Origin of the sequence: Dysgonomonas sp. 216 (genome assembly GCF_010501065.1) — a bacterium.
Classification (GTDB): Bacteria; Bacteroidota; Bacteroidia; order Bacteroidales; family Dysgonomonadaceae; genus QVMM01.
In genome coordinates this window covers 76,240-100,277 of sequence record NZ_QVMM01000004.1, presented here as the reverse complement: position 1 = coordinate 100,277, position 24,038 = coordinate 76,240, and the positions used below count along the sequence as shown (strand labels likewise).

18 protein-coding genes and 1 riboswitch are annotated in these 24,038 nt (G+C 36.9%); of the genes, 9 read left to right on the top strand and 9 right to left on the bottom strand.

The features are described from left to right. Nucleotides 1-85: 85 nt before the first annotated feature. Both D0T53_RS03810 and D0T53_RS03805 read right to left on the bottom strand, forming a co-directional pair. Complete coding sequence (locus tag D0T53_RS03810) at nt 86-1,402, bottom strand: NCS2 family permease (RefSeq protein ID WP_163265241.1); 1,317 nt, start codon at nt 1,400-1,402, stop codon at nt 86-88. A gap of 11 nt (nt 1,403-1,413) precedes the next feature. Continuing rightward, the gene (locus tag D0T53_RS03805; RefSeq protein WP_163265239.1) at nt 1,414-2,124 is read right to left on the bottom strand and encodes a DUF5020 family protein; all 711 of its coding nucleotides are present in this window, start codon (nt 2,122-2,124) and stop codon (nt 1,414-1,416) included. A gap of 631 nt (nt 2,125-2,755) precedes the next feature. Between D0T53_RS03805 and D0T53_RS03800 the strand changes: the two genes are divergently transcribed. From D0T53_RS03800 to D0T53_RS03790, 3 genes are all read left to right on the top strand, one after another. Beyond that, nucleotides 2,756-4,444 carry a M23 family metallopeptidase gene (locus tag D0T53_RS03800; protein WP_163265238.1) on the top strand — a complete coding sequence of 563 codons (1,689 nt, stop codon included), beginning with the start codon at nt 2,756-2,758 and terminating at the stop codon, nt 4,442-4,444. Nucleotides 4,445-4,452: 8 nt separating this feature from the next. Further along, on the top strand, nt 4,453-5,439 hold the full coding sequence (dusB, locus tag D0T53_RS03795; protein ID WP_163265410.1) for a tRNA dihydrouridine synthase DusB: 987 nt from the start codon (nt 4,453-4,455) through the stop codon (nt 5,437-5,439). Between the two features lie 654 nt (nt 5,440-6,093). Continuing rightward, a complete protein-coding gene (locus tag D0T53_RS03790) occupies nt 6,094-7,530 on the top strand; it encodes a TldD/PmbA family protein (protein WP_163265236.1) in 1,437 nt (478 codons plus the stop codon). Between the two features lie 21 nt (nt 7,531-7,551). Here D0T53_RS03790 and D0T53_RS03785 read toward each other — a convergent pair whose 3' ends face one another. The 7 genes from D0T53_RS03785 to D0T53_RS03755 all read right to left on the bottom strand — a co-directional run bounded on the left by D0T53_RS03785 (nt 7,552) and on the right by D0T53_RS03755 (nt 16,809). Further along, nucleotides 7,552-8,553: an ABC transporter ATP-binding protein gene (locus D0T53_RS03785; protein ID WP_163265234.1), complete on the bottom strand. Its 1,002-nt coding sequence runs from the start codon at nt 8,551-8,553 to the stop codon at nt 7,552-7,554. Nucleotides 8,554-8,681: 128 nt separating this feature from the next. Next, a complete protein-coding gene (locus D0T53_RS03780) occupies nt 8,682-9,725 on the bottom strand; it encodes an iron chelate uptake ABC transporter family permease subunit (protein ID WP_370457780.1) in 1,044 nt (347 codons plus the stop codon). Between the two features lie 9 nt (nt 9,726-9,734). Continuing rightward, nucleotides 9,735-10,856, bottom strand: coding sequence for an ABC transporter substrate-binding protein (locus D0T53_RS03775; RefSeq protein WP_163265232.1), 1,122 nt, complete (start codon nt 10,854-10,856; stop codon nt 9,735-9,737). 64 nt (nt 10,857-10,920) lie between these two features. After that, nucleotides 10,921-11,997, bottom strand: a complete 1,077-nt coding sequence (locus D0T53_RS03770; protein ID WP_163265230.1) for a DUF5074 domain-containing protein — start codon at nt 11,995-11,997, stop codon at nt 10,921-10,923. 26 nt (nt 11,998-12,023) lie between these two features. Further along, nucleotides 12,024-14,009 (bottom strand): TonB-dependent siderophore receptor, encoded by a 1,986-nt coding sequence (locus D0T53_RS03765; protein ID WP_163265228.1) that lies wholly within the window; start codon nt 14,007-14,009, stop codon nt 12,024-12,026. A gap of 143 nt (nt 14,010-14,152) precedes the next feature. Beyond that, nucleotides 14,153-14,358, bottom strand: a riboswitch (cobalamin riboswitch). A gap of 116 nt (nt 14,359-14,474) precedes the next feature. Next, a complete protein-coding gene (locus D0T53_RS03760; RefSeq protein ID WP_163265226.1) occupies nt 14,475-16,133 on the bottom strand; it encodes a hypothetical protein in 1,659 nt (552 codons plus the stop codon). A 22-nt stretch (nt 16,134-16,155) separates the two neighbouring features. Continuing rightward, complete coding sequence (locus D0T53_RS03755) at nt 16,156-16,809, bottom strand: hypothetical protein (RefSeq protein ID WP_163265224.1); 654 nt, start codon at nt 16,807-16,809, stop codon at nt 16,156-16,158. A 737-nt stretch (nt 16,810-17,546) separates the two neighbouring features. Here D0T53_RS03755 and gap point away from each other — a divergent pair. The 6 genes from gap to D0T53_RS03725 all read left to right on the top strand — a co-directional run bounded on the left by gap (nt 17,547) and on the right by D0T53_RS03725 (nt 23,990). After that, nucleotides 17,547-18,551, top strand: a complete 1,005-nt coding sequence (gene gap / locus D0T53_RS03750) for a type I glyceraldehyde-3-phosphate dehydrogenase (RefSeq protein ID WP_163265222.1) — start codon at nt 17,547-17,549, stop codon at nt 18,549-18,551. A gap of 480 nt (nt 18,552-19,031) precedes the next feature. Continuing rightward, nucleotides 19,032-19,328 (top strand): hypothetical protein, encoded by a 297-nt coding sequence (locus tag D0T53_RS03745; protein ID WP_163265220.1) that lies wholly within the window; start codon nt 19,032-19,034, stop codon nt 19,326-19,328. A gap of 16 nt (nt 19,329-19,344) precedes the next feature. After that, a complete protein-coding gene (locus tag D0T53_RS03740; protein ID WP_163265213.1) occupies nt 19,345-19,647 on the top strand; it encodes a cell division protein ZapA in 303 nt (100 codons plus the stop codon). Nucleotides 19,648-19,794: 147 nt separating this feature from the next. Next, on the top strand, nt 19,795-21,324 hold the full coding sequence (gene rny, locus D0T53_RS03735) for a ribonuclease Y (RefSeq protein WP_163265211.1): 1,530 nt from the start codon (nt 19,795-19,797) through the stop codon (nt 21,322-21,324). Nucleotides 21,325-21,587: 263 nt separating this feature from the next. Next, entirely contained in the window at nt 21,588-22,604 is a 1,017-nt protein-coding gene (locus D0T53_RS03730; protein ID WP_163265209.1) for a 2-hydroxyacid dehydrogenase, read from the top strand. A gap of 12 nt (nt 22,605-22,616) precedes the next feature. Further along, entirely contained in the window at nt 22,617-23,990 is a 1,374-nt protein-coding gene (locus D0T53_RS03725; RefSeq protein ID WP_163265207.1) for an N-acetylmuramoyl-L-alanine amidase, read from the top strand. Nucleotides 23,991-24,038 lie beyond the last annotated feature (48 nt).

Sequence of the window (24,038 nt, the reverse complement as noted above, 5' to 3'; positions counted from 1 at the left end):
TTATTGGTCTGAAATAAAAGAAAAAAGGAAGAAAATTTTAAATTTTCTTCCTTTTGTTTATCTGAAAGGTATGGGTTGCGAAAATTTACTTGTCGAGTACATGCATAGCATCGAGCACAAGTTTAATGAGAAACAACAAAGAAATGACATACATTGTAATAGTGAGATCCTTATATTTTCCTGCAAATACTTTTATTAAAGCATAGCTCAATATTCCAAAAACAATACCTTGCGCAATACTATATGTGAAAGGCATAAAAGAAATTGTAACGAAGGCCGGAAGCGATTCTGTTATGTCATCGAAATTAATGTTGATTACGGCCGAGATCATAAATAGTCCTACTATAATAAGTGCAGGAGCTGTTGCCGCTGCCGGAACCATAAGAAATACAGGCGCGAGGAATAATGCTAAAGCAAACATCAAAGCAGTACTAACGGCTGTTAATCCTGTTCTACCTCCCGAAGCTACTCCCGAAGCACTTTCCACATACGAGGTTATTGTGCTGGTTCCAAGTATCGAACCGAATGTTGTACCTAAGGCATCAGCAAATAGGGCTCTCTTTACTTGGGGGAAATTACCATCCTTATCAATAAAGCCTGCTTTGGATGCTACGCCAATAAGTGTGCCTATTGTGTCGAACAAATTGACAAACAAGAATGTAAAAACAACAACCAACATGTCGAATGTAAAGATGTGATCCCATTCGAATTTAGCGAATATAGGCTCTATTGACGGAGGCAATGCAACTATATTTCCTTCGGGTAATTTTACTTCGCCGAAAAACGCACCAAAAATTGTAGCGCCTACAATTCCTATAAGTATGGCTCCATTTACGTTTCGGGCTAATAATACACCGGTGATAAACAGACCGAAAAATGCAATCCATATACTATGGTTTGCCAAATCGCCCAGCTTAACCATTGTATTCGGATCAGCCTCCACAATTCCAGCGCTTTTCAATCCTATAAGGGTTATGAAAAGTCCAATACCAACGGGAATTGCTTCTTTTAATACCTTAGGAATACTATTGACTATCATCTCACGAACATTAAAAAACGTGAGGATAAGAAATACTATTCCTTCTATAAATACGGCGGTCAAAGCAAATTGCCACGAATATCCCATTGTTAGCACTACGGTAAATGCAAAAAAAGTATTGAGCCCCATTCCGGGAGCCTGAGCTATCGGCAGATTGGCCAAAAATGCCATTAATAAAGTCCCGATTATAGCGGCCAAAGCCGTGGTTGTAAACAAGGCGGCTCTGTCCATGCCTGTTTCGCTAAGTATGTTAGGATTTACAATAAGTATATACGACATTGTAAGGAAAGTAATGATTCCTGCAATCATTTCTTTTCTTACGGTTGTTTTGTTATCCTTTAACTTGAAAATTTTATCGATCATAATTTATAGAATTAAAAGTTCCATTTTGCTGCTAATGTGGGGCACACATATACGTTATTATTGTAGTTGGTATAGAAATTGTTACTGATCTCTATTTCGGAGCCGAAAGACAGATTAGGTGTAACATTGTACCAGAACTGAGGTTCGGTAAGTAATATTACTTTTTTACCACTGTCGCCATTGTTGTGTGTCTTGTTTTTATTTTCTGTCCACAAGTCGAGGAATCCCGACAGCGTAATTTTATTGTTCAGCAGATTTGTTCCCCATGTTACAGTCCATTGCACATCGTTACTTACTTTTTCGAATGCATTGTATTTGTACACAAGGTATGTCCCGATATTAACCGATCCGAAGTTTCGGTTGTACGATGGTCCTACCAGATAAGCATTTGGAATGGAAAAACCGAAATCTTCGGCTTTACCTATACCTCCGTTAAATTCGAGATGAGCCATTATCGGGCTTTTTCCAACCTTTATATCGCGGGCTATCTCGAGGTACATTGTCCCGATATTTCCCCGGCTTTGATTAAAATCCAGATCGACAAACATGAATGTCGACCCCCATTTGTCAGGCTTAAACATTTCGAATGTTGCTGTAATGTAATTGCGTGGAGCTACATCGCTGTGTAGTCCATGACGTCCATCAAAGTGTAATTGCAAATTTTGCGCAGAAATACCCGCAACTAATATAAGTGCGGCAAAAAGTAACATTAGCTTTTTCATGAGGTGATTATTTTTGATTTTATATCAATACTTTTTATACACGTTTTTAGGCTGTTATAAGTACTTTTTCTGTAGATACAAAAATATACAAATTTCAGGTATTTACTATTTTTTTAGGATGGATTTGAATAAGGAAATGCAAAACTACGATTTCGATGAGGTTCGGTATATTTTATCTATACATAGAGTGCTGTTTATTAATATAGGATAAGTATTAATATAAGTTTTCAGAAAAGGAAAAATATTGTCAGGTGTGTCAGGTTTTATAGTTTATAAACCTTTTGATATATTGTGAATGATATGTAATTCTATGTTGGTAGAATTAATAAACGTGTAAGTATTCTTTTAAATTATATAATAGAACAACGAAGCTAAGGCCGCTTTCATAGACATGCTTTGCGAAAAAGCCTCCCCATAGGGTAGATATATAGAGGGTCGAAAAAACAATAAAACTGTAAGGAATGTCAGGTTTTGTTATTAATGCAATATGTAGAATGTTATAATGGGGTGCTAATTCTATTTGTGTAGAATTGATTATAAAAAATAGCCATTCATTCCTAACAAGATTTAATACTTTGGTATGGCTGAAAATATATTCATACCTTTGCAAGCCGAAGAATAAAATTGAATTATGAAGAAATTATTAATAACAATATATACAATATTAATAGGTATACATGGGAGTGCCCAGCAATACGAAGTTCCTGTAAAAATACCGGTATATTTGAGCGGAAGTTTTGCCGAATTACGAAATAATCATTTTCACTCGGGTATCGATATTAAAACTCAGGGTGTTATAAATAAACCTATATACAGTTTTGCCGATGGGTATGTTTCCCGCATACTTGTGTCGAGTTCGGGTTTTGGGCTTGCACTATATGTAACTCATCCCGAAACAGGGCACGTAACAGTATATGGGCATCTGAAAAGTTTTACTCCCAAAATAGCAGCTTATATAAAGGAAAAGCAATACGAAGAAGAGAGCTTTAGAGTGAATCTTTTTCCCGAACCAGAGCGTTTCCCTGTGAAAAAGGGAGAATTGATAGCATATAGTGGAAATACAGGTTCGTCGGGTGGCCCTCATTTACATTTCGATGTCAGAGATGCTATAACCGAGAATCCTTTAAATCCTTTAGCTTTTGTAAAAAATAGTGTAAAAGACAATCTGCCGCCCGATGTAAGAGGTATTGCCGTATATCCGGTAGAGGGCGAAGGTGTTGTAAATAATAGTCGCCAACCGCTGAGGCAAACAGTTACTAAACTTAAAAGCGGACAATATTCGGCGTTGAAAACAGCAATCACAGCTTGGGGTACTATAGGAGTAGGAGTAAAGGCATACGACAGAATGGATGGAACCAGTAATACATATGGTGTACGAACAATCCGTCTTTTTGTTGATGAAACATTGGTTTACGAATCGGAAATAAACGAATATAGCTTTGAGCAAACTCGAATGATAAATTCTTTTATCGATTTTTATGACTGGCGCATAAATAAATCATTCTTCATGCGTTCGTTTATAGAGCCGGGCAATACTTTACCTTTTTATAAGAATATGCAGAATAACGGATACATAACGATTGATGAGGAGAAGGTTTATAAATTAAGGTATGAACTTGTTGACCTGCATGGTAATATGTCTTCGTATAGTTTTAATATAACAGGTAAGCAACAAAATATTCCGTCGATGCGAAAGGGGCTTCTGTATATGGTTTGGGATAAGGATAATTATTATTTGAATGATAATTTTTCGCTCGTTATACCTAAAGGTAATTTGTACGATAATTGCATCTTTAATTTAGTAAGTTCCAAATCGCAGGCATATTATTCTGATATTTTTACGGTAAATGATGTACCTGTTCCTATACACGATAAGGCTGAAATGACGTTAAAACTGACATCGGATACGTTGATTAATAAAGATCAGTATGGAATTGTGTCTATAAAGAATGGAAAGGATAGTTGGGTTGGCGGTGCATACGATGATGGATATATGACAACAACAATTCGCGAGATGGGTGGTGTATATGCTGTGTCGTATGATAATGTACCACCTGTTGTTCTGCCTGTTAATGAGCAGCAATGGATAAAAAATAAGGCTATAAAATTGAAAGTGACAGATAATAAAAGTGGCGTGAAATTGATAAGAGGAACTATAGACGGGCAATTTGCTTTATTCGAAAACGATGTGAAATCGCCAGTGTACACTTATCAGTTCGATCCGAAACGATTGGAGAAGGGACGTACACATGTCTTAAACTTTACTGCAACCGATGCAGGCGGAAACACAACTGAATATACAACATCTTTTTATTATTAAGAATGAGTTTGAAAATTGGCGATATAGAATTTCCTGACAAACCGGTGTTTCTTGCACCAATGGAAGATGTTACAGATATAGGCTTCCGACTGCTTTGTAAACGATTTGGAGTAGACATGGTTTACACCGAATTTGTATCGAGCGATGCACTTATCCGGCATGTGAACAAGACGAAAGAAAAGCTAAAGATAAGTGAAGAGGAGCGTCCTGTAGCTATTCAGATATATGGTAGGGATGTAGATTCGATGGTTGAGGCTGCCCGCATTTGTGAAGAATCGAATCCTGATATACTGGATATTAATTTTGGATGCCCAGTAAAAAAGGTTGCGGGAAAAGGTGCCGGGTCGGGGATGTTACGAACTCCCGAACTGATGCTCGAAATAACACGGGAAGTTGTAAAGGCCGTAAAAATTCCTGTTACGGTAAAAACTCGTTTAGGTTGGGATCACGAATCGAAAATTATAGTAGAGTTGGCCGAACGATTACAAGACACAGGAATTAAAGCATTAACCATACATGGACGAACCCGCAGCCAGATGTATACGGGAGAGGCCGATTGGTCGCTTATTGCAGATGTGAAGAAGAATCCGCGAATGCATATTCCCATTATAGGTAACGGAGATGTTACGACTCCTGAAATTTGCAAACAACGATTTGATGAAACAGGAGTAGATGCTATAATGATAGGGAGGGGGAGTATTGGTTCTCCGTGGATATTTGAAGAAGTAAAATATTATCTGCAAACAGGTAATATGCTACCTAAGAAGCCCTTTGTTTGGTATATGGATATATTGAAAGAATATATAGAAGGAAATGTGGAAAGAAGTGGAGAGAGAGGTGGTATTATACATAGCCGCAGGCATTTAGCAGCAAGTTGCTTGTTTAAGGGTATCCCCGATTTTAAGAAAACGCGCATAGCTATGCTACGTGCCAATACAAAAGATGAACTTTTTGATATTATGGATTCTATCCCCAATAATTTCGAAATAAAGTAATATTATATAAAATATCTATCAAGAAGTAATTTATCCGAGGCTTTTTACAGATAGCTGCCAGTCCGGATTAATCTCTTATCTAATATAAAGCCGATATTTGGTTGATACCCGATATCGGTTTTTCTTTTGATTTTATCTATACTTTGCGAAGACAATCAATAGCTCTCTGAATTCTTCATATAGGCTCATAATTGCCTTTTTTTTTCGAAAAGTGAAACAAAAAAAAGCTTCTCACATGGTATTTGCGGAAAATGAAAATTATTTAAAATAAAGAAACATAATCCATTTATTGTTAGAGCAAAAATAATCTCTATTAGCTACTAATTTCTTTTTGAGATAAGCTTATTTTGGCTAGCTTGCATTCAGAAAATGAACAATATAATATATCTAATATTATGGTGAAATTATAGGGAATGAACCGGGTTAAGTTAGTAAAGATTACCTCTACTGCTATAACAGCGTACCGAACAAAGCTTCTTCTTGACTAATAGAGTTTGGTACAAAAAATTATACTCCTTCTTTACTTCACGACCTTAAGTCTGGCTATCATGAAAAACACATTTCTTTATAACACATGAGCCTTTTTCTGAAAACCCGGTCTTCTCTATAAAACTAACAATAAATTCGTACTTTTGTGTATAATATAAAATAAAAATGGAGTACAACACAAAAGATATCGGATTTAACAGCATACTATCCCGTTTTGGTGTAACAAAAAGCGATCTTCAGGCAGTTATATACGAGGCCCTGAAAAAAGGAGGCGATTATGCCGATTTGTTTTTTGAGCACACTTTCTACAATAATATATCGTTGCACGATGGAGAGGTAAACAGAGCTTCCTCGAATATTGATTATGGTGTAGGTATCAGAGTGGTTACCGGCGACCAGACAGGGTATGCTTACGTAGAGAATACTAATCTGGACGAGATGCTTCGGGCTGCCCGAACAGCGTCGAGTATAGCTGACGGACAAAATCGATCCCGAACGGTTAGTGTTAACGAAACAGGGTTTAATAATCTGTACCCGATAAAAAAGCCATGGCTCGATGTATCTGTTGCCGATAAGAAGGGCTTTGTTCAGAAGCTTAATGACCGGATTTTTGAGCTTGATAACCGTGTTGCTAAAGTAAATATAAGCCTGAATGATGCTACATTATATGTGCTGTTCTTTAACTCGGAAGGTACGCTTTGTCACGATTATCGTCCTATGTGCGTAATGTTTGCATCGTGTGCGATGGAAGCTAATGGACGGATTGAAAGTGGAAGTTCATCAAGGGCATATCGGAAAGGCTTTGAATTTTTGAACGACGACCTGATTGACATACTTGCCCGCGAAGCTGTATCTCAAACATCGTTAATGTTTGAGGCAGTACAACCTAAAGGCGGCGAAATGCCTGTGGTAATGGGAGCAGGTGGTTCAGGCATATTATTGCACGAAGCAATAGGGCATGCGTTTGAGGCTGACTTTAACAGAAAGAATGTTTCTATTTTCTCAGATAAACTGGGTAAGCAAGTTTGCCATCCATCGATAAATGTTGTAGATGACGGTACTTTGGAAAATGCACGGGGCAGCATTAATTTTGATGATGAGGGCATTGTTACACAAAAGACACACATCGTAAAAGATGGTATTCTTGATAGCTATTTACACGATCGTATTAGTGCTAAGTATTATGGCGCATCGCCTACCGGAAACGGGCGCAGGCAATCGTTCCGTTATCCACCGTTACCACGTATGCGCGTTACCTATATGGAAAGCGGCGAAATGTCGGAAGAGGATATTATAAAGAGCGTAAAGAAGGGAGTCTTTGTCGATAACTTTACTAATGGGCAGGTACAAATAGGTGCCGGAGATTTTACATTCTTTGTAAAATCGGGCTATCTTATCGAAGATGGAAAACTAACGCGGCCAATAAAAGATATTAATATAATAGGTAACGGACCAAAGGCTCTTTCCGATATAACAATGGTTGGTAATAACCTGAAAATAGATGAAGGTGCTTGGACTTGTGGTAAAGATGGGCAAGGTGTACCTGTTGGTCAGGGATTACCTTCGGTTTTAGTGAAAAGCCTTACCGTAGGAGGTGTTTAGCTGCTTATCAATCAAGGGACGTTATAAGACAGAGAGTAATTCTTCGAACGATTTGAATTTTTCAGTCTTAGAGTTATTTATGAACTCTATATTGTTATAACCTTTTACGTCTATCAGAGGCAAATTAGAGGTAGATATATTTGGTTCGATACCAATATTTTTACGACGTAGAAAATTTTCGACCCAATGACGCAGGTTTTCATCAACATTTAGTTGTATTGTGCGTTCGGGGTTCTGTATTGGGAGGAAGTTTCCGGTTTTTTTGTCGAAGGATATGCCTTCTCGGTCAAAAAACTCTTTAACCGTATTGTCTAATATCAGATCTTCGGTTACTCCGCATTTCATCCCTTTTATTCGCGAAAGCAACCAAAGCCTGTCGGCTAAAAGAAATGCTAAATCCATGTCGTGAGTAGAGAGTAGTATCGTTTTTTTTGCACTTGCGGCTAAGTTATGCAGCAGATTCATTATCTCAATTCGGCTGGCAACATCAAGAAATGCTGTCGGTTCATCTAAAAATACAATAGGACATTCTTGAGCCAGCGATTTAGCTATCATTGCTTTTTGACGTTCACCATCCGATAATTCGGCCATGTATGCATTGCTTTTATGCGATATGCCAACGTCTTCCATGGCATTATCTATAACCTCATAATCTGTTTTTGTGAGCCTGCCAAAGAAACCTGTATACGGATAACGCCCCAGCCCCACAAGTTGCTTTACTGTAAGTCCGCCTACCGATGTCTTGTCGGTAAGAACCAGCCCGAGTATTTTAGACAGTTCGTCTTCTTTATAATTATTGATGTTTTTGCCATACAATAATACCTCTCCATCCAACGAAGGTTGCATACCCGAAAGCGTGCGCAGCAGGGTCGATTTACCAGCACCATTTAGGCCTAACAAACAAGTAAGCTCTCCTTCATACAATTTCAGAGAAAGGTTGTGATATAGTCCATTCTCTTCATTGTTTTTATTATGATGGTAACCAATGCTTAGATTGTTTGCTGATATGGATGCTATTTTCATTCGGTTGGTTTTATAAGTTCTTCTCTTGTTAAAGCTTGGTTATGATCGAAATCTTTAGATACATATAGAGTAATGTCGTTATTTTCGTTATTATTTATCTATAACCTATAATGGTAAAAAAATATTGGTTATTTAAAATATTGTATTCGTTTTTGGTTTACAATAACATATATAATAACCGGAGCTCCGAAAATAGGAGTGATGGCATTAAGTGGTATAACGCCCGAAAAAATAGGCAGTATACTTATCATGTTGCATAATAGGGCCATTGCAGCACCAACAAGTATTGTTGACGGAAGCAATAGTTTATGATCGGATGTGCCAAGCATTAAACGTGCTATATGTGGAACTGCCAAACCGATAAATGATATAGGGCCACAATATGCCGTTGTAATGGCTGTAAGTAGTCCTGCGCAAAAAAGTAAAAGAATACGGGTATATTTTATGTTTACTCCCAGATTTGCAGCATAACGATCGCCTAAAAGCATTGCATTAAGCGGTTTCATTAGTAAAACGGCAATAAATAACCCTATGACAACAACAATGCAGAAGAATAATAGCTGTGAGATGGGAACCCCTGAGAAATCGCCCATTCCCCATACCATGTACGAAAAGAGTTTTTCGCTGGTACTCCAATATTTAAGTAACGATATTACTGATGATGTAAGGTAACCCACCATTATCCCGACGATGAGCAACATTACGTTGTTTTTAATAATGGATGCAAATCCCATAATAATAGCCAGAATAAATGCTGCTCCTACAAATGCACCGATAACGACCGTCATAGAGGATGAAAAATTGAAATTGGCAACACCTCCAATAGCTCCGCCAAACAGAAGAATTATTAGTGCTACACCTAAACTCGCTCCGGCACTGATGCCTAAAATTCCGGCATCGGCTAAAGGGTTACGAAATGCGGTTTGTAATAATAGCCCCGATACGGCAATGCCACTTCCGGCAAATAATGCGGTAATGGCTTGTGGTAATCGGGATTCCAGAATAATATGCCCCCATGCTCTTTTTTCGGGCTCGTTACCTATAAGTATATTTATAATAGCTTCGACCGGTATCGATACAGCTCCCCAAAATAGATTGGCGAAAAACAACAATATAATCCCCAAACCAAGGAGTATAAAAAGTATGCTGATATGTTTGGTTCTAGCTATCACAATTCGGGCTTAATCTTCTAATTTATTGTAATACTTAGGCCTGTAATCGGGGAAAATTTCAGGGTGGAATATATGGGCTAACTCTTCCAATACATAGTCGGGGTGGATAGGCAAGTCTTCATAGTAAGTTGCATATCCTGTATTACATCCATATATATTCTTATTTTTGAATGCTGCAAAGTTCGAGTATGGTTTGTATTCTTCTTCGAGTTGTTTGTAGCTCAAATTGTTGGGTTGGTTATATTTTATCAGCCAAAACTGAGCTTCTCCGGCTTTATCCAAAACCTCTTCGAACGATAATGGGAGCGATCCTGTATTTTCATTATCACTCCAAATGTAATTGGCTCCAGCATCTTTCAGCATATTACCCATATAACTTTTACCTCCTGCTGTGTACCAAACATTTCCATATCTATGATCGGAAAAAACAGTGGGGCGGTAATTTATACTAGCCATTTTATCTTTAATAGTGTTGTAGCGTTCAACGGTTTGTTTAAAAATAGAATCTGCTAGTTGTTCTTTTCCTATAAAGGCTGAATAAAATTTTATCCATTCGGCCCGGCCTAATGGAGAAGATTCCATATAGTCGGGGGTTTCTATCATTGGAATTTTTGTTTTGGCTATGCTTCCGTAAGGTAAGCCGTGAATAGGGGTTGCCATAATAGCATCGGGATCGACAAGGATTATTTTTTCGATATTGGGATTACTGGCCATTCCCAAATCTTCAATCGTACCGTTCTTTACACCTTTTTGTATATAGTCGATGTCAACAAAATGTGGTTCGCAAACACCTTTTACAATGTTCAGCATGTTTAGCTCGCTCAATACGGTGCAATGTATGGTCGAATATGCAGCAACACTAGTCAGAGGAGTACGTATCAGAGTTCCTTCAGGCAGATTATCGGGCACACTATTGTCTCTGTCTACAAGTATGTATTTTTGTAGTATTTTGGTCGAGTCCCAAGGGTCGTTAACTGTAACCTCGGTGTAATTCTCGTATTTTTTAATATCGAATCCTTTTGCATATTCTATATGGTATACATCTGCGCATTCTTGTATGCTCCCTTTGTTGGTATTGGTATTACAAGATACAAAAAATACGATGGCGATAAAAAATGCAATATATTTCATAAGCGATACAAAGGTCGCTAAAATATTTATCCCAGCGACCTTTTTTTATTATTTATTATGCCGGTTATTTAATGAAATATACGCCACGCGGACTAATTCCTCCTGTTTTGAAACTGTGAAGCAGTTTGCCTGTTGAAGGAGATATTATATACATCGATGATTCGGTACTATAATTGGATACTCCAATGTATATGTTTCCGTTTTTAGGGTCGATGCTTAGAGAATATGGATCGCTAACGAATTCCACATCATCGGTAATAAACTTATTATCGACAACTTCGCCGGTAGTCGTGTCGTAAACTTTGTATGTCACTTCTGTTGCTCCCCATTGCGAATATATCGAGTAAAGTTTATCACGTTTTGTATTCATCCTGATTATGGAGCCTTTGCCTAATACCGAAACTTCTTCGGTTGCAATATCTATCTTCTGAAGCGTATTTTTAATATCGCCATAGTTGCCCATTGATATTACGTATATGTTTCCGTCTTTATCTTTTTCTAGTACTGTTGGGTTTTGTATAACATCAATATCTTTTATAAACTCAAAAGTATTAAGATCTATTTTAGAAACTGTAGTTCCGTATCCATAGCCTGAATTAGCGACATATATTTTGCCATTCGAAACGCATACCGATTCGGGGTTGCTTCCAACTTTAACCTGATCTTCAATTTCCAGAGTCTTTTTATTTATACGTGCCAGATAACCATCGTAATAGGTTACGTATACATATTTGCCGTGAGCTGCAAATTCACGAGGCTGCTGAGGTTGTCCGTCACGTGTAGACTCTATTTTTTTGATAACTTTTCCGTATTTATCGGTAACAAAAATATATGCCGACTGGTATACAGCTATGTACATTGTGTCGTTTTGCACTAACAAGTGTTGAGCTGTAGAACCAAGAAAAAGTCCGTCATTCATTGTTTCGAAAGGCTCTTTGTTCAATTCTTGCGTTGTCAGATTGTAGAATGCAAGGTTTGCGTTGTTGCCATTATAAGAACCTTCGTTCAGGATATAGAGACCTTCGGATGGTTTCCACGGACCATTGTCATCATTGTCATTATCGTCGCTACATGATACAAATGTAAATGCCAATAATGAAAGTATTGCGCTTTTGAATAATAAGTTTTTGAATAAGTTCATAATGCTTTTATAAATTAGTTAGACAATTAAAAATTACACGATGTTGATATTCTGAAGGAACGTCCGGGCATAGGATATCCTTTTATTACTTCATAATTTTTACCTGACAGGTTTACAATATCTCCTTGCAAACGGATTATTGATCCCGATATTTTGAATGTTTTATTCGCCGAAATCGTTTGATCGGCATAAGCTTTCATATACACTTGTTTTGAATGCATCAGCTCCGAGTATTGGCTCGAACAAGCTATAAAACTATAAGAGAGATTTATCCATGGATTGTCAATGCCAACTCTCATCCCCCCCGAATGTTTTGGAATATATGGCAACTGATCGTTGGTGTCGTCATTTTCGGCTTGTTGAAAACTATAATTTCCGTTTATTTTTACAGTTAATTTTTCAGATAACAGAATGTCGGATGAGGCTGTAATGTCTAAACCCTTTATTGTAACATTATCAACATTCATCATCTTCCAAACGAACATGGATGGAAGAGCAACTATTTTATCTTTAATATTGTTTTGATAAGCATCGGCGGTGATGTTTAAAAAGTTGAAGGTATTGTTTAAACAGGTAACCCATGTTATACCAATATTATATTGTTTTGCTAGTTCCGGACGTAAATTAATGTTTCCAACGTGTGTGTAATACATATCGTTGAATGTAGGTATTCTATAACCATCTTTATACGATGCTCTGAATCTTAAACCATAATCGAACGGTTTATAAGAGACGCTAAGAGCCGGAGATAAACGTTTTTTATTTTCAGGACTTTCCTTTTTCTTTACATCTTCGTCGTAATAGGCGCCGAGCAAACTGGCTGTAAGTATAAGTTTTTTTGTGTTAAACTGTGCATTAATGGCTGTAAGATAGCTGTTTCTGTAGGCTTTGTCTGTTGAGGGGAATGCATCTCCTTCTTTCTCTTTCCTTCCGAAGTCCATATCGAGATAGCTTCTTATATAGTCTTGAGCTATAGAAAACGATAGTTGTTTTAAAGGTGTATATGAAACAACCCCCGATATATAATATTCGTATTGAGTAAAGTTGTTTCGGGTTGTATCTTTTATACTATTATTTGTATAGCGTGTATAATTGCGTGTGAATTTGGCAGTGCCTTTGATGTCGATTTTTTTATTAAGCTTGTTTTCGTATAATGCTTGTGTAAAAAAATCGGTATTCCACAAACGTTCATTCGAATATTGGCTTCCGTTCATAGCCTTTTGAGGAAGGCCTCGTTCCGAATCGAATGCATGAACTTTAAAGTTTAATGATCCTGTTTTTCCAGTTTTTCCATAAATATTAAATTCTCCCCTCCAAATATCAGTATCGGAGTTAGATCGTTTACGATCTTCATAATAAGACCCGTTGTTAAATTTATGAGGATATTTACCATCGGCTCGTTGCCAAGCACCGTTTGCTGATGCAGCCCAATTGGAATTAAGCTGTTGTGCATAATATAAAGAAGGTTCGAAAAAACCGAAAGAACCTGTTTTTATTTGTACCTGTTTGATGTTCTTTTTCTCGGAAAAAGATGGCTGTAAGGTTGTTATGTTTAATGAACCTGCAGATAATTGTTGTCTGGCTGATTGAAAAATATCGTTTGATAAACCGATATTAAAATTTAGTAATGCTACATTATCAAGAGAGAATCGACCAATGTCAATTTGACCTGATTGGGAGTCTCCCATGGGAATTCCATCGTAACTAATACCCGAATGCTGAGAGCCCAAACCTCTTATCGATACAGTCTTGAGTCCACCAATTCCGCCATAATCCTTAACTGCTACTCCGGCAAAACGCCGGACTGCATCTGACATCGATTGAAACCCTGAATTTGTAATATCGTCAGAAGTAAGAACTTGCAAAGGAGCTCCGGATAACGAAGCAGAGGGTTTTATTGCCGAAGTTACAGTTATTTCATCAATATATTTAGTCGATATAGAATCGGCTTTAACTGTTGACGTAATGGCAAAAAACAGAATAACAATAAAGAAGCAAAGTGACCTATCCATCTTAAATTTACTAAACAGAAATAAATTCTTAGCTTTTTAGGGATAGAATATTAATGCAACTTTTTAGAAATAAACCTTTTGGGTGACAAAAAGTAGAATGACTGAAAATTTTTGCTCTTAAGCCTTTATCCTCGAAAGCTTTCAGAATACTAGTTATACTTTGCAGGTCTTCTGACTTACTCCATCTTTAAACAACCTTCCCATTTTGATAATACAAAACAGTGGTATGAGTTTTTGTTTAAAGACTTTTAAGGAGCTTACAGCAGCGGGTCTGTTCAGGATTTTCACCTGATTCCCTTTTAATCCTTCCGATGAACTATCTTCAGGAACAAAGCTGTGCAAAGATAGTTACTTTTTTTTATAACACCAATAGCTTTGCACATTTTGCTATTCGGCATAAATAGAATAGAGCCTCACATTTCTGTCAGGCTCTATTTATATAGAATATAAACTATAATACCTATGTTATTTTTTTGTTCTGCTGGTTACCATCTTGTTCGAAATCATAAACGTACTTCCCGGAGGATTGGGGTCTATAATATAATTTACTCCAAGCGTTGCAGGGGTCGATCGGTATGACTCTTGATTGTAAGGATATTCACCACCTTTACCGCCTTTTATGTTGTATCTAATTCTGGCTTCACCTAAAAAGTTACTATTAGGATCGAATAATACTTTTCCGTTAAGTTTATTGTATGTCCAAACTCCGGTATCTTGCATGGCGTACACTATGGTGTTTGATCCGTCGTCGTAAATTTCGGTACCATCATCTAACACAAACCTGAAGGTTTGTTCATCTATACATTCTGGGCAAGGACCCTGAATTCTCCTGATGGTTCCCGTATATCCTATGTCGTTAAGTAAAGGATGAAATTCGGCATCTACTCCTCGAAAATGATCGGGTAAAAAATCGTCGTATGCTTCAGCAGCTCGTGGTAGTATAAGTTTTACGTTTTTTATAACGTGTGTGTCGTTTTTTGCATCACTGCGTTTGGAGTCGCCTGTTGCAGCAGCAAAGCCTATTTTGAGAGCGCTTGGCACAGTTGCGTCTAATACTTTTGATAGAGAACTTGCCCGAGGCATGCCGTCAGCTCCGTCGTTGTCGCCGGAGTTATTTATACTCATCGCGTTTTCCAGATATCTAAAACTTTGACGATAGAGATAGTTGTCTATAATAGTATCCCTTCTGTTTTCGTTTTCAATCATTACGGAAATATAGAATCCTCCCTCACCGGTTTCGGTGTTAGGGAATAGTTCAATATATGCTCGGCGGTAACCGGCATCGCCCGGCCTTTCGTATTGGTATCCTCCTTTTATCGGGAAAGGAACAGTTTCAGGTTTTAGTTGAGGGTATTGTTCCCATGCATAATTACCTCCGTTTTTTAATCTGTGACCAATATTTTCAACAGTGCTCTGTGTTACTAATACCGGATAGCCTGCATAACCTATTCCCATTCCGGGAAAGCTGCCGGCCGATGTTGGGCTCATTGCTCCCCTTAAAGTTACATCGTCTTTTGTGTTTTTAGAATTAAGGTCAATTCCACCTGTCATACCATACCCAATGTAAGGCAAGCCGCTCACACGTGATTCGCCTTGATAGAATGCGTTTTTAAAATTACCGTACGAATCTAAAGCAATTCCCAGATAAGCTCCGTTTAGCCCTATAGCACGAAATTTTGTAAAATCAACGCTTCCAGCCGAGCCATTGTAGCTACGGTTATAGGTATAACCTATTCCACCACCAACAGCACCAATGTGAGGGGTTGCGGATGCATCGAAGAAAAAGACCGACATACCATCGCCTCCGTTACCTCCATATATCATATATTCGAATGAAATAAATATACCGGCACTGGCATCAAAAGAGTGGTTGTTTAGTATTATAGCACCAAATTTTCCGAAATCAGCCGGCTCGGGTGTAAGAACAGCTCCTTTTTTCTTGAAGGTTACGCTGTTTTTTTCGGGCATGGGTGTTATAATGCCATCGGGTTGGTTTCCACTCAGGAATGACTCAAAATAAGGATAATCGCCCGATATTTGAGCAAATATAGGAGATGTACATGCAAAAACGAGTACGATTGAAGCTCCTATATATCTAAATAATATAAACATGTCTTTTTTCATACAACTTATTTATTGGGCGAAATTATTTTACCACGAAAACAATATTTATAAAAGAGCAACATACGTCAGCCGGGAGAGGATTTTGTAATGTATATACCATTTCTCCTGTTGCATCAACTGTTACAGACGCAAATATGTCCTCGTCGTAATCGGTAATATAATAATCTAAGTCGCTGGCATTTACATAATATGGTATTACAGACCCTGTGCTGGATGCTTTAGGGTGTTGAAACTGATCTACATATCTTGCATGTAAATCGATGGGTTGCGGATTTTGGCTCAGATCTATTTGAATAGAGGGCATGTAGAAGAATTTTATTTCTCTCTTTTGTCCTGCTTTTTGCCATTTAGCCCCATCCCATACATAAATACCTGCTTCTACATTAGTGGTTCCTATGTTATATACGGTCAATCCTCTGTGCTTTAGTTTTTCGTCGTTGTTATCCAAACCTGTTATATCAGAAAAAATGCCTAAAACAGAAAGATCAGAAATCGATACCCTTGGCATCAATAATCCTCCTCCGTCAGAAGACGTTAGTCCTGCTCCTCCTGAACGGGTTTTAATGTCTAATAAGGCTGCTTTTTCAGGGACAGTTTCTGACCCTATTGTAACTTGAGCTGACATGTTGAACGCAAATAATGTAATAACGATAATAGATAACAAAAACTTTTTCATATTGGTGTACTTTAGTTTTTTAAAGAGTCTTCCCCATTGTGAGGGTTTTCGAATATTTTTTAAAGTGGTAAAATAAAGAATTATTCTTCTTTTAGTCTTTTGTAGTAAGCCTCTGTTTTTGTCTTTTATGGTTGTTTTATTAGTCTAATTTTGGACAAATGATATGTATGTTTTCGTTTTTTGCAAAAAAGAAAAGATTTGTGTCGTTATTTTTCGTCAAATAGCAAAAAGTAACTTTAATGTAAGTCTCTTTTGTATTTAAAGCGTATTTGGTTAAACTATTTTAATAGTGCAAAATAAAATAAGTAGATATTTGGAAGTTATCATCAAGTCTTTTATCTTTGTAAAGTGTTTTTCATAGTATTAGATTTAAGGTTAACAATGGAGATTGGTTGTCGTGAGACAACCATTTCTTTTTTATAAAACTTCCTATTTTCTTCCTACAATAAAAATAGCCGGATTGGTTGTTTCGTTTTATATTTTCGATATTTTGCTATCTCTGCCAAGCAAAAAGAAATAAAAAAAAGAAAAGAGTTTTTGTGGTGTTAATAAATGGAGTTTAAAAATTGGTGTAAAGAAAAACTTTTTAGTAATTTTGCATGCCTAAAACATACGTTAAGTGTTAAGGGTTTGTTTTAGTAATAAATATTTAAGAATAAAACATTTTCGGATAGGGAGTGTTTTAGTTCGAGAAAAGGAAAAGTAATATTTTTTTAACCAATTAAATAAATAAAAAGATGATTAAAGTAGGTATTAACGGTTTTGGTCGCATCGGACGTTTGGTTTTCCGTGCAGCTCAAGGAAGAAAAGACATTCAGATTGTAGGTATCAACGACCTTATTGACGTTGAATACATGGCATACATGTTGAAATATGATACTGTTCACGGAAGATTTGACGGAACTGTTGAAATTAAAGATGGTAAATTGGTTGTTAATGGTAACGCTATCCGTGTAACTGCAGAAAAAAATCCTGCTGATTTGAAATGGAGCGATGTAGGTGCTGAATATGTTGTAGAATCTACAGGTTTATTCCTTTCTAAAGATAAAGCTCAAGGACACATCGATGCCGGTGCTAAATATGTAGTAATGTCTGCTCCTTCTAAAGACGACACTCCTATGTTTGTTTGTGGTGTGAATACAAATTCATATGTAAAAGGAACTCAAATGGTTTCTAATGCATCATGTACTACAAACTGTTTAGCTCCTATCGCTAAAGTTCTTAACGATAAATTCGGTATTACTGACGGTCTTATGACTACAGTACATGCTACAACTGCAACTCAAAAAACAGTTGACGGACCTTCTGCTAAAGACTGGAGAGGTGGACGTGCTGCTGCAGGTAACATCATACCTTCTTCTACAGGTGCTGCTAAAGCTGTAGGTAAAGTTATTCCTGAACTTAACGGAAAACTTACAGGTATGTCAATGCGTGTTCCAACTTTGGATGTATCGGTAGTTGACCTTACAGTTAATTTGGCAAAACCTGCTAAATATGACGAAATATGTAAAGCAATGAAAGATGCTTCAGAAGGTGAATTGAAAGGAATCCTTGGATATACTGAAGATGCAGTAGTTTCTTCGGACTTTATCGGTGATGCTCGTACATCTATCTTCGATGCTAAAGCTGGTATCGCTTTAACTGATACTTTCGTAAAAGTTGTTAGCTGGTACGATAACGAGTGGGGATATTCAAGCAAAGTTCTTGATCTAATTGCTCACATGGCAACAGTAAATAAATAATTGATATATAAAATCAATAATTTGAAAAGCATCCGTATTACGGATGCTTTTTTTGTTTGTGGGGGCTTTGTTGAGGAAGGAAAAAAAGACCCCTCTTACAATGGTAGTAAGAAGCGGTCTGCTCTCTCTAAATATAACAAAATCACTATAAGGTCTTGCTCTCACAAAAAGAGGCAAATTGCCATCTTTGTGTAAAGCCGACTTTGCAAATATAGGAAAATAATGTTGTATACATGTGTCATAGACGTTTTTTTTATTAGAGATGTATTGTTTTTGCTTTAGGTATATTGTGTGGCTATTCTTTTGTGTAGATTATTGTTTAAGTTAATAAATTGTATTCTAGTTTTTTAGCCGGACTGCTTTTCAGGAAACAAGAACTTGTGTGTGAAAACAAGGAGGCCGGCTTATTTGTTAAATAGTGAATTGAATATTTTGAATATTCGCAATCTATCGTTATATTTGTGAGTATTTTGATTGGGTATGACTGACGAGCAAGAGAAAATGCTTGCTGAGTTCGAAATTAGAATGAGGCAATTAATGTATCTTTGTGATTCGCTTAAGGAACAAAATGTGAGTCTGAAAGCAGAATTGCAAGAAAAAGATAAGATAGCTCATTCTCTTCAGATAGAGTTAGCTCAAATGAAAATGAAGTATGATAATCTTAAACTGGCAAAAGCTATTCAAACAGGAGAAAGTGATGAATTGCAGAATGCAAAGTTGAAATTATCAAGATTGGTTCGGGATGTAGATAAGTGTATTGCTTTATTGAAAGTTTAAATGTTATAATATATCAATGGCAATAAGCGAACACTTTGTGATAAGTTTGCAGATAGCAGGTAAAACCTATCGTTTACGTATAAAGCGAAGGGACGAAAAGGCTTTTCGTGATGCTGCAAAAGAAATAGAAAGGAAAATAAGACAATATAAAAATTATTTTTCAGGCCCTGATCAAAAAGATTTGGAAGAGTTGGATTATGTGGTAATGACTGCAATACAAGCTTTGTCTGAGCATTTTGATTTGGATTCAAGAAATAAAATGTTTGAGAATAAAATAAAGGCTCTGACAACAGAGCTTGATGAATATCTGAAACGGTAAATTGTCCTGTTTTCGGTTTTATATTTTGGAAATACATTTTGCGCCAATTAAGGTTTATTGTTATCCTTAGTTTGGTGCTTTTTTGCATTATAAGGTAAAGTTTATAATAATTGAATAATAATTAACAAGAATATATAATATTGAGATATGGAAATAATTATAGGTGTAATAGCCTTTGTATTAGGAGGAATTCTGACGTGGGTAATATTAAACTCCGTTTCGAATTCGAAATACAAGAGGCTTATAAACGAAGCCGAACGAGAGTCGGATGTGATAAAGAAAAATAAGTTGCTTGAGGTAAAAGAGCAGGCGCTTCAAATGAAATCGGAATTTGAACAAGAAGTAAATAACCGTAATTCGAAGTTGCAAGTTGCCGAAAACAAGATGAAGCAGCGTGAGCAAAGTTTAAACCAGAAACAAGAAGACCTTCAGCGTCGTAAAAACGAAGTTGAAGTTGTTAAAGAAAATCTGGATACACAACTCGAAATAGTAGAGAAGAAAAAACAAGACCTCGAAAAGTTGCATAAACAAGAGGTTGAGCGTTTAGAGGCTTTGTCGGGATTGTCGGCTGAAGAGTTGAAAGAGAAATTGGTAGAGGCTCTTAAGGATGAGGCTCAAACAGGTGCACAGTCGTACATTAATGAAATAATGGAAGAGGCTAAGATGACCGCAAATAAAGAAGCAAAGAAAATAGTCATCCAATCTATTCAGCGTGTAGCAACCGAAACAGCTATAGAGAATGCTATTACTGTTTTTCATATTGAGTCTGACGAAATTAAAGGACGCATTATCGGTCGCGAAGGGCGCAATATCAGAGCGTTAGAAGCTGCTACAGGTGTAGAAATTATTGTAGATGATACACCAGAGGCAATTGTGCTTTCGGGATTCGATCCGGTAAGGAGAGAAATTGCCCGATTGGCTTTGCATCAATTAGTTGCGGATGGACGTATTCACCCTGCACGTATTGAAGAGGTTGTAGCTAAGGTAAAGAAACAGATAGAAGAAGAAATTATAGAAACGGGTAAGCGTACAGCTATAGATTTGGGGATACACGGTTTACACCCTGAATTGATACGCTTAGTGGGGAAAATGAAGTATCGCTCGTCGTACGGACAAAACTTACTTCAACATGCCAGAGAAACAGCTAATTTGTGTGCTATAATGGCATCGGAGTTAGGATTGAATGTGAAAAAGGCTAAACGTGCAGGCCTATTACATGATATAGGGAAAGTGCCAGATGATGAGCCGGAATTGCCTCACGCATTGTTGGGTATGAAATTGGCTGAAAAATATAAGGAAAAACCGGATATTTGTAATGCTATAGGTGCTCACCACGATGAAGTAGAAATGACAAGTTTGCTAGCTCCTATAGTTCAGGTTTGTGATGCAATATCGGGCGCACGTCCGGGGGCTCGTCGCGAGATTGTTGAAGCTTATATAAAAAGGCTTAACGATTTAGAGCAATTAGCATTGGCATATCCGGGAGTGTTAAAAACTTATGCGATACAAGCCGGACGCGAACTTCGGGTTATAGTTGGTGCTGACAAGATAAGTGATGTTGAAACTGAAACTTTGTCGAATGAAATAGCAAAGAAAATTCAAGATGAAATGACTTATCCGGGACAAGTAAAAATTACAGTAATACGTGAAACCCGAGCAGTAAGTTTTGCTAAATAGTATAATTTTTATTATTGATATATTAAGAGAAAGAGAAGGCATTAGTCTTCTCTTTTTGTTTTTAAATCCAAACATAAGCGATTTTTATTTGTTTATAAGATGAATATTGTAATACTAATAGTTAGATGCTAAAATGCAAGTAAATGTGAAAATGCAGAAAAATTGTAAGTGGGCAGAAGCTAATACCTTTTAAAGCTTATGGTTTTTAGCTTATTTTATTTACTTTTGCATGAGAGTTTTGCTAACACAAATTTTGAATATATATGTCGTACAGAATTGCGGTTTTCGATGCAAAAAAATATGATATCGATAACTTTAATACGGTAAATGAGAAGTACGGTTTTCAATTAAGATTTCATAAGGAACATCTTGATATTCATAATGTAATACTTGCTAGTGAGTGCGATGCCGTATGTGTATTTGTTAACGCAGTGATTGATGCTGCTGTTATAAATAAATTGGTATCGTTGGGAGTAAAACTTATAGCCTTACGCTGTGCAGGCTTTAATAATGTCGATATAGCTTCGGCAGCAGGACGAATTACAGTGGTTCGAGTTCCTGAGTATTCGCCTCATGCCATAGCAGAACATACATTGGCTCTGATGTTAAGCCTGAACCGCCGTATACATAGAGCATTTTGGAGAACAAAGGATAATAATTTTTCGTTGAATGGTTTTCTTGGTTTTGATATGTGTGGGAAAACTATTGGAGTGATAGGCACCGGTAAAATTGGTAGAGTAGTTGTTGAATTGATGAAGGGGTTAGGCATGAGGGTTTTAGCTTACGATCTTTATCCCAATAACGAATTTGCTGAAAAAATAGGACTTGAATATACGAGCCTCGAGGAAATTTATCGTCAGGCTGATATCATAACCCTTCATTGTCCATTGACAAAGGAAACAGAATATATGATTTGCGACAAATCAATCGAAAAAATGAAGGATGGTGTAATGATTGTCAATACAGGTAGAGGTAAGCTTATTCATACAAAACATTTAATTGATGGGTTGGTTAGTGGAAAGGTTGGCTTTGCCGGTCTTGATGTATATGAAGAGGAAAGCGCATATTTTTATGAAGATTTCTCGGATAAAGTTCTTACGGACGAAACTCTAGCCCGGTTATTATCATTTAATAATGTAATAGTGACATCTCATCAGGCATTTTTTACAAAAGAAGCCATGACAAATATTGCTATGACAACTATGGATAATATCCTGGATTTTTTTACAAATAAAGAATTGAAAAATGAAGTTGTTTATAAGAAACCTGAAAACAACTAGAATATTTATGGTATGAAAAAACTATTATTGTTGCTTGTAGCTTTATTCACAATCGGAGATATTGCTCTTGCTGCCGATAAATTTATAGTGGTAATAGATCCCGGTCACGGGGGACGTGATCCCGGAGCAGTGAGAGGAAAAATAAGAGAAAAAGATATTAATCTGGATGTTGCTCTTTATCTAGGAAAATTGATTGAAGATAATCATCCAGATGCGAAAGTGATATACACGCGTAAAACTGACGTTGCTGTTGATATTTATGAACGACCTCGTATAGCAAACAGAGCGAAAGCGGATTTGTTTATTTCTATTCACACTAATTCAACAAAGGCAATAAAATCTACGGCGTATGGTGCCGAAACTTATACATTGGGACTTCATCGGTCGAATGAAAATCTGGAGGCTGCCCGAAGAGAAAATGCAGCTGTAATGTATGAGGATAACTATCAGGAAAAATATAAAAAATATAATTCAAATTCTCCTGAATTCGATATAATGATCGAGTTTGAAGCATCGAAACATATGACCCAGAGCATCGAGTTAGCGTCATATATACAGAATGCCTTTAAAACGGAAGCTAAACGTGTAGATAATGGAGTCAGGCAATCGGGCTTTTGGGTACTTGTAGATACTGCTATGCCTAGTGTTCTGATTGAGTTGGGATATATCAGCAATCCGATAGAGGCAAAATATATGTCGTCAACAATTGGTAAACGTGGCTTGGCAAATGCTATATATTCGGGATTCAAAAAATATAAAGGTATTATAGATAAGAGAGGTGCGAGTAGCGAGATAGTTGCAGATGTTTCGGCAATGTCAATTGTAAATGAAGAGGTTGCAGAAGTTTCTGAACAGAATAAAATAGTTGTATCAGAGCAAATTGACGTAAAAACCGAAAGTGCCGAGAAAGTACAGGCGTCGAATGTTTCCACTTCGGGTACAACCAGATATTATAAAAAACCAAAACAAGATCCGGTAGTTGCTAAACCTCAAAATGAAACAAAGAAGAGTGAAGATACTGTTGTATTGCCTGTTCAATCGCAGCCTGTGCCAAAAACAATAGTGAAGCCCGCTACTCCGGCTGTATCTAAATCGGAGCCTGAGGTTAAAACTGTTGAAAAACAGGCGAAAGTAGAAAGTTCAATTCCTGCTGATGCAGTAGAATATCGTGTTCAGTTTTTTATAAGTAAAACTGAATTATCGGCAAATTCGTCTCAATTGAAAGGTGTTTCGCCTGTCGATTCATATTACGATGGCGGATATTACAAATATACTTATGGATCGACAACAGATAAGAGCGAAGCACATAGATTAAGACGTAAGATTAGTTCGAAATTTCCGGATGCATTTGTTATTGAGTTTAAAAACGGAAAACGGATGAAGTAGATATATATACTACTGTAGATAAAAGATATAATTAGGTTACATTTTCGA